Below are 2,540 nucleotides of genomic sequence, written 5' to 3'. Positions count from 1 at the left end.
GCCGGAGGGGCCTCGGCGGCCGGACGGGCCCGCGGCGCCAGCGGTCGCCGGCTCACGCCGCGCCACCACCGGTCGTCGCGGCGGGCGAGCGGCGCTCGAGCTCCCCCAGCACCTCGCCCGCGACCATCGTCACGTCACCGGCCCCGATGGTCAGCACGAGGTCACCGGGCCGGGCGCGCCCCGCGGCCTCCCGCGCGGCGTCGCCCCACGAGGGCACGTACGCCACCCGCTCCGGGGGCAGCGGCACGGCGCGGGCGACGAGCCCGCCGGTCACCCCGGGCACCGGGTCCTCGCGCGCCGCGTAGACGTCCATGACGACGACCTCGTCGGCCGCCCCGAGCGCGGCGCCGAACTCGGCGGCGAAGTCCATCGTGCGGCTGTAGAGGTGGGGCTGGAAGACGGCGACGAGGCGCCCCTCCCCCGCCACCTGGCGGCCCGTGGCGACGGCCGCCGCGACCTTGGCCGGGTTGTGCGCGTAGTCGTCGTAGACGCGCACGCCGTCGGCGCCGCCTCGGTCCTCGAAGCGGCGCCGCGTGCCGGTGAAGGCCTCCAGGCCGGCCACGGCGGTGGCGGGGGCGACGCCCAGGCGCGTCGCGGCGGTGTAGGCGGCCGCGGCGTCGAGGGCGTTGTGCAGCCCCGGCACCTGCAGGTGCACCTCACCCTCGCGACGGCCCGCGTCGACGAGGGCGAAGGACGTCCGCCCGCCCTCCGGCTCGAGGTCCTCCAGGCGCACGTCGGCGGCCGAGGACTGCCCGTAGGTGACGACCCGGGGCCAGGCGCCGGGCTCGCGCTCGTGCGCCCGCGCCACGGCCGCGGCGAGCCGGGCCGCGCCCGGGTCGTCCGCGCAGGCCACGAGGACGCCGCCGGGACGCACGCGACCCGCGAAGGCGCCGAAGGCCCGCTCGACGGCCGCCGCCTCGCGGTAGTGGTCGAGGTGGTCGGGCTGGACGTTGGTGACGACGGACAGCTCGGGCTCGTAGACGAGGAAGGACGCGTCGGACTCGTCGGCCTCGGCGACGAAGAGGTCCCCCGTGCCCTCGTGGGCGTTGGTCCCGGCGCCGCGCAGCTCGCCGCCGACGGCGAAGGACGGGTCGAGGCCCGCGCGCTGCAGCGCGACGACGAGCATCGACGTCGTCGTCGTCTTGCCGTTGGTGCCCGCGACGGCGACCGCCCGGCGGTCGGCCATGAGCGCCTGCAGGCCCTGCGAGCGGTGCAGGACCCGCAGGCCCCGCTCGCGGGCGGCGACGAGCTCGACGTTGTCGGCGCGGATGGCCGAGGACGCGACCACGGTCCCGGCGCCGTCGAGGCGGGCGGCGTCGAAGCCGGCGGCGACGCGACCGCCGACGGCGCGCAGCGCCGCCAGGACGGGCACGTCCTTGGCGTCGCTGCCGCTCACGGGCAGCCCGCGGGCGAGCAGCACGCGCGCGATGCCCGACATGCCCACCCCGCCGACGCCGACGAGGTGCACGCCGCCGAGATCGGCGGCCGGCGGGACGGGGGCGGCGACGTCGAAGGCCAGCGGCACGTCGCCGGACAGGAGGTCGGCGTCGGCGGCCGAGACGTCCCCGGCGGACGGGACGCCGGCGGTGGGGGCGGCGCTCACGAGCGTCCCGCCGCGGCGAGCACGAGGTCGGCGAGGCGCTCGTCGGCGTCCCGCACGGCGCTGGCCTGCGCGGCGGCCGCCATCGCCGCGAGCCGCGGGCGGTCGACGAGGAGCGGGAGGAGGTGCTCGCGCAGCCACGCCGCGTCGAGGTCGGCGTCGGCCACGAGCAGGGCCCCGCCGGCCTCGACGACGGGCTCGGCGTTGCGCCGCTGCTCACCGTTGCCGATCGGCAGCGGGACGAAGGCGGCCGGGAGGCCGACGGCGCTGACCTCGCAGACCGTCCCGGCGCCGGAGCGGCACAGCGCCGCGTCGGCGGCGGCGTAGGCGAGGTCCATGCGGTCGGTGTACTCGAGGATGCGGTGGACGGGGCCGCCCGGCCGGTGCGCCGCCACGACGGCCTTGCCCGCGCCGGTGAGGTGGAGGACCTGGACGCCCGCCGCCTCGACGTCCGGCCACGCCCCGGCGACGGCCTCGTTGAGCCGCTGCGCCCCCAGCGACCCGCCGACGACGAGGAGGGTCGGACGGTCGGGGTCGAGGTCGAAGTGCGCCACGGCCTCCCCCCGGAGGGCGGCGCGGTCGAGGTGCGCGAGCGCGGGCGCCATGGGCAGGCCGACGCGCACGGCCCCCCGCAGCGGCGTCCCCGGGAAGGTCGTCGCGACGTGGGGGGTGAGCCGGGCGCCGAGGCGGTTGGCCACGCCCGGGCGGGCGTTCTGCTCGTGGACGACGACGGGCACGCCGCGCCGTCGCGCGGCCAGGTAGGCGGGCACGGCCACGTAGCCGCCCATGCCCACGACGACGTCCGCGCCGCGCGGCCCGAGGTGGCCAGGCGCACGACGACGCGGGCGCTCTCCCGCGGCGGTCGGCCGATCCCGAAGGCGGCGGTCATGTCGGTGGCCGTGGTGCCCGGCTCGACGGCGTTGAAGCGGACGCCGGGCTC

Annotated in this window: 2 protein-coding genes; both read right to left on the bottom strand. The window is 79.3% G+C overall.

Annotated elements, in window-relative coordinates; translation table 11 throughout:
- Nucleotides 1-52 precede the first annotated feature (52 nt).
- Nucleotides 53-1,603 carry a UDP-N-acetylmuramate--L-alanine ligase gene (gene murC / locus HLB09_RS15705; protein WP_322790222.1) on the bottom strand — a complete coding sequence of 517 codons (1,551 nt, stop codon included), beginning with the start codon at nucleotides 1,601-1,603 and terminating at the stop codon, nucleotides 53-55.
- On the bottom strand, nucleotides 1,600-2,540 hold a 941-nt coding region (locus tag HLB09_RS15700), incomplete at its 5' end, for a UDP-N-acetylglucosamine--N-acetylmuramyl-(pentapeptide) pyrophosphoryl-undecaprenol N-acetylglucosamine transferase (protein ID WP_212771218.1). The genes murC and HLB09_RS15700, both read right to left, overlap by 4 nt.

The organism is Pseudokineococcus marinus, assembly GCF_013004605.1.
Taxonomy (GTDB): Bacteria; Actinomycetota; Actinomycetes; order Actinomycetales; family Quadrisphaeraceae; genus Pseudokineococcus; species Pseudokineococcus marinus.
This window is presented reverse-complemented; position numbering and strand designations above follow the sequence as displayed.